This window comes from Methylobacterium indicum (assembly GCF_001043895.1).
GTDB lineage: Bacteria > Pseudomonadota > Alphaproteobacteria > Rhizobiales > Beijerinckiaceae > Methylobacterium > Methylobacterium indicum.
On record NZ_JTHF01000360.1, the window covers coordinates 1 to 4,099 of the forward strand.

Here is a 4,099-nt window from a genome sequence, read left to right on the forward strand (position 1 = left end):
TTTGCCGCCGCCACCGGCGCGCCGCCGCGTCGCCGAGCCGCGCCAGATCCGCGACCGGATCGGCGAGCGGCACCGCGCCGGTGGCGGCGGCAAAGACCAGGTCGCCGTCGAGGGGCGTGTGGGCGGGCACGATCGCCCGGGCGAGACCGTCCTGGGCCATCACCGCGAGGCGGCGGGCCTCGGCCTTGGTCAGGCGGGCATCCGTCGCGACCACGGCGATCGTGGTGTTGGCGCCTGGCATCGGCTTCATCGGCCAGGCGAAGGCGCCGGGCGGCGGGGTCGCGGGCGAGCCGAGCCCCCCGAACTCGGCGCCGATCTCGAACGGTGCGGCCCAGAAATGCGGGCCGTCCCCGACCGTGACCCGCCCGAGCGCGTTGACTGCAACCAGCGCCGCGACGCGCAGGCCCGTGCCCTCGACCGTGGCGGAGGCGCTGCCGAGACCGCCCTTCAGGTTCGCGGTCCGGGCGCCGAGCCCGGCCCCGACCGAGCCCGTCGCCACCGGGCCGGTATCGGCCTTCGCCGCAGCGGCAAAGCCGAGGTCGCGGTAGGGGGGATAGCGGCCCCACGCCTTGTCGCCGCCGTTGAGGAGGTCGAACAGGATCGCCGCCGGGACGATCGGCACCCGGGCCGGGCCGACCGCGAAGCCGCGGCCGGTCTCGGCGAGCCAAGCGGTGACGCCCGAGGCCGCGTCGAGCCCGAAGACCGAGCCGCCGGACAGGACCAGGGCATCGACCCCCGGCACCGTGCGCTCGGGATCGAGGAGGTCGGTCTCCCGCGTCCCCGGCCCGCCGCCGCGGATGTCGACGCCTGCCACCGTGGGGGCATCGAACACGATCGCGGTGACGCCGGACAGCGCGCGGGGATCCTCGGCATGGCCGACCCGGATGCCCGCGATATCGGTGAGGCTGCCGCTCACCGCGGCTCGGCCCGGCGCACCAGCTCGGCGACGGCCGCCTCCTCGGCGGCGGTGAGGCCCCGCGGCGGGGCCGGCCGGCGCCGGCGGGCGGCGGCCCACAGGGCGAGGCCGCCGAGGCCGACCACCAGGACCGGGGTGAGCCAGAGAAGGGCGGTGTGCCAGGCCAGAACCGGACGCAGCAGCACGAACTCGCCGTAGCGCTGCACGATGTAGCTCAGCACCGCGTCGTCGCCGTCGCCCTGGCGCAGGCGCTCGCGCACGATCAGCCGCAGGTCGCGGGCGAGCGGCGCGTCGGAATCGTCGATCGACTGGTTCTGGCAGACGAGGCAGCGCAGCTCCGCCGAGATCGTCCGGGCCCGCGCCTCGAGGGCGGGGTCCTTCATCACCTCCTCGGGCTGCACCGCGCCGGCGGCGACCGGCACGAGCAGGAGGAGGGCGAGGAGGAGGGCGCGCAGGGCGGGCATGGGTCTACTCCGCCGGGACGGAATGGGGCGGCACCGGCCCGGCGGCGTCGCGGATCGCCGGCTTCAAGGCCGGGGCCCCGACCCGGAAGCGCCGGTCGGTGAGGGCGAGGCCGCCGCCGAGCGCCATCACCACGGCGCCGAGCCAGATCAGCAGCACCAGGGGCTTGTAGTAGAGGCGGATGCCGACGCGGCCGTCGGTGCCGGTCTCGCCGACGCTGGCATAGACCTGGCTCACCCCGCGCGTGAGCAGGCCGGCCTCGCTCACCGACATGTTGCGCGAGGCGTAGAAGCGCTTGCCCGGCTCGATCACGCCGACCGGATCGCCGCCCTCCCGGATGGTGAGGTGGGCCACCGTCTCGGTGTAGTTCGGACCGGTGCGGGGCAGGACGCCCTCCAGCACCGCGACGTAGGGACCGGCGCGGAGTTCCCCGCCGCGCGGCAGGGTGGCGAGGGCCTCGACGCTCCAGGCCTGGGCGGCGATGCCGATCACCGTGACGCCGACGCCGGCATGGGCCAAGGCCGTGCCCCAGGCGGAGCGCGGCAGGCCGGCGGCGCGGCGCAGCGAGACGCCGACGGTCTTGGCCTTCGCCCGGGTGACGATCTCGAAGGCGGCGCCGAGGATCAGGTAGGCGCCGAGCCCGATGCCGAGCGGCGCCCCGACCGGCCCGCCCCAGGTCACCGCGATGGCCGCCAGCGTGACCGCGATGGCGAGGGCGAAGCCGACGAACAGCCGCTGGCTCGCCGCCGCGAGGTCGCCGCGCTTCCAGGCGAGCGTCTGGCCGAACGGCACCACGAGGAGCAGCGGCACCGCGAGCGGCACGAAGGTCAGGTTGAAGAAGGGCGGCCCGACCGAGATTTTTTCCCCCGTCAGCGATTCGAGCGCCAGGGGGTAGAGCGTGCCGACCAGCACCGTGGCGCAGGCCGCCGACAGGAAGAGGTTGTTCATCACCAGGGCGCCCTCGCGGGAGATCGGTGCGAACAGGCCGCCCTGGCGCAGGGTCGGTGCCCGCCAGGCGTAGAGCGCCAGCGAGCCGCCGATGAACAGGACCAGGATGCCGAGGATGAAGGTGCCGCGCGCCGGGTCGGTGGCGAAGGTGTGGACCGAGGTGAGGACGCCCGAGCGCACCAGGAAGGTGCCGAGCAGCGACAGCGAGAAGGTCAGGATGGCGAGCAGCACCGTCCAGACCTTGAGGGCGTCGCGCTTCTCCATGACGACGGTGGAGTGGATCAGCGCCGTGCCGGCGAGCCAGGGCATCAGCGAGGCGTTCTCGACCGGGTCCCAGAACCACCAGCCGCCCCAGCCGAGCTCGTAATACGCCCAGTACGATCCCATGGCGATGCCGACGGTGAGGAAGCACCAGGCCGCCAGCGTCCAGGGCCGCACGGCACGCGCCCAGGCGGCGTCGATCCGCCCCTCGATCAAGGCCGCGATGGCGAAGGCGAAGGTGATCGAGAAGCCGACATAGCCGAGATAGAGCAGCGGCGGATGGATCGCGAGGCCGGGATCCTGCAGCAGCGGGTTGAGGTCGCGCCCCTCCATCGGGGCCGGGTTCAGGCGCGCGAACGGGTTCGAGGTCGTGAGGATGAAGAGCAGAAAGACCGCCGTGATGGCGGCCTGGACGCCGAGCGTGTTGGCCCGCAGGGTCGGCGGCACGGAGTTGCGGGCGAGCGCCACCACGGCCCCGAACAGTGCCAGGATCAGCACCCAGAGCAGCATCGAGCCCTCGTGGTTCCCCCAGACGCCGGAGATCTTGTAGATCAGCGGCTTCATCGAGTGCGAGTTCTCGACGACGTTCTGGACCGAGAAGTCCGAGGTGACGTGGGCGTAGGTCAGCGCCCCGAACGCGAAGGCGATGCACGCGAAGGTGGCGAGCGCCGCCGGCACCGTGATGCTGCGCAGGACCGGGTCGCCGGCACGGCTCGCCCAGACCGGCATCACCATCTGCGTCAGCGACAGGGCGAGCGCGAGGGCGAGGGCGTAATGACCAACCTCGATCAGCAACGGGGCGACCTTTCGGTAAGCGGGTGTCGAGCGGGGCGGACGATCGGCCGACGGGTCTCCCGACCCGGCGTCCCGGTGCGGCGGGACGCGGGCGTCACCTTAATCCGCTTCCCGGGCCGAGCCGCCAAGACCTTCCGCCGCACGGGGCGGGGCTATTTCACGGCGGTGCGCGGGACCGAACCGGGCTGGTCCTCGCCGGCGCGATTCTCGTCGGCCCGACTCTCGTCGGCCCTGTTCTCGTCGGCTCGGGCCTGCCGGGGCTTGGCCTCCGCGGGCTTGGCCTCCGCGGGCTTCACCGGGCCACCCGCGCCGCCCTCCTGCCAGCGCCCCTGCGCCTTGAGGGCGTCGGCGACTTCGCGCGGCATGTAGGTCTCGTCGTGCTTGGCCAGCACGGTGTCGGCCCGGAACGTCCCGTCGGCTTGCAGCACCCCCTCGGTCACCACGCCCTGGCCCTCGCGGAACAGGTCGGGCAGGAGGCCGCGGTAGCGCACCGCCACGGTCGAGCCGGTATCGGTGACGGCGAACTCCACATGCCCGTCCGCCTCGCGCTTGAGCGAGCCGGCCTCGACCAGCCCGCCGAGGCGGAACCGGGTCCCGGGCGCGACCTTCTGGCTCGCGACCTCGGTGGGGGAGCGGAAGAACACGATCGTGTCGCGCATCGCCGTGAGGACGAGCCCGAGGGCCGCCGCTCCGTCCTCATCCTCGTCTGCGGCGCCG

At 73.7% G+C, this 4,099-nt stretch carries 4 protein-coding genes; all 4 read right to left on the bottom strand.

Annotation, left to right across the window (positions count from 1 at the left end; genetic code table 11):
• Positions 1–916, bottom strand: a 916-nt coding sequence (locus QR78_RS29900) for a P1 family peptidase (RefSeq protein WP_048431267.1), incomplete at its 3' end; no start/stop codon positions are given.
• A complete protein-coding gene (locus QR78_RS29905) occupies positions 913–1,380 on the bottom strand; it encodes a cytochrome c-type biogenesis protein (RefSeq protein WP_048431268.1) in 468 nt (155 codons plus the stop codon). The genes QR78_RS29900 and QR78_RS29905, both read right to left, overlap by 4 nt.
• A gap of 4 nt (positions 1,381–1,384) precedes the next feature.
• Positions 1,385–3,382 carry a heme lyase CcmF/NrfE family subunit gene (locus tag QR78_RS29910; protein WP_048431269.1) on the bottom strand — a complete coding sequence of 666 codons (1,998 nt, stop codon included), beginning with the start codon at positions 3,380–3,382 and terminating at the stop codon, positions 1,385–1,387.
• A 152-nt stretch (positions 3,383–3,534) separates the two neighbouring features.
• On the bottom strand, positions 3,535–4,099 hold a 565-nt coding region (gene ccmE, locus QR78_RS29915; protein WP_082173923.1), incomplete at its 5' end, for a cytochrome c maturation protein CcmE.

Bases quoted from the DNA above. Each gene is read 5' to 3' on its own strand.
- QR78_RS29905 (WP_048431268.1), bottom strand. From the start codon at position 1,380: ATGCCCGCCCTGCGCGCCCTCCTCCTCGCCCTCCTCCTGCTCGTGCCG.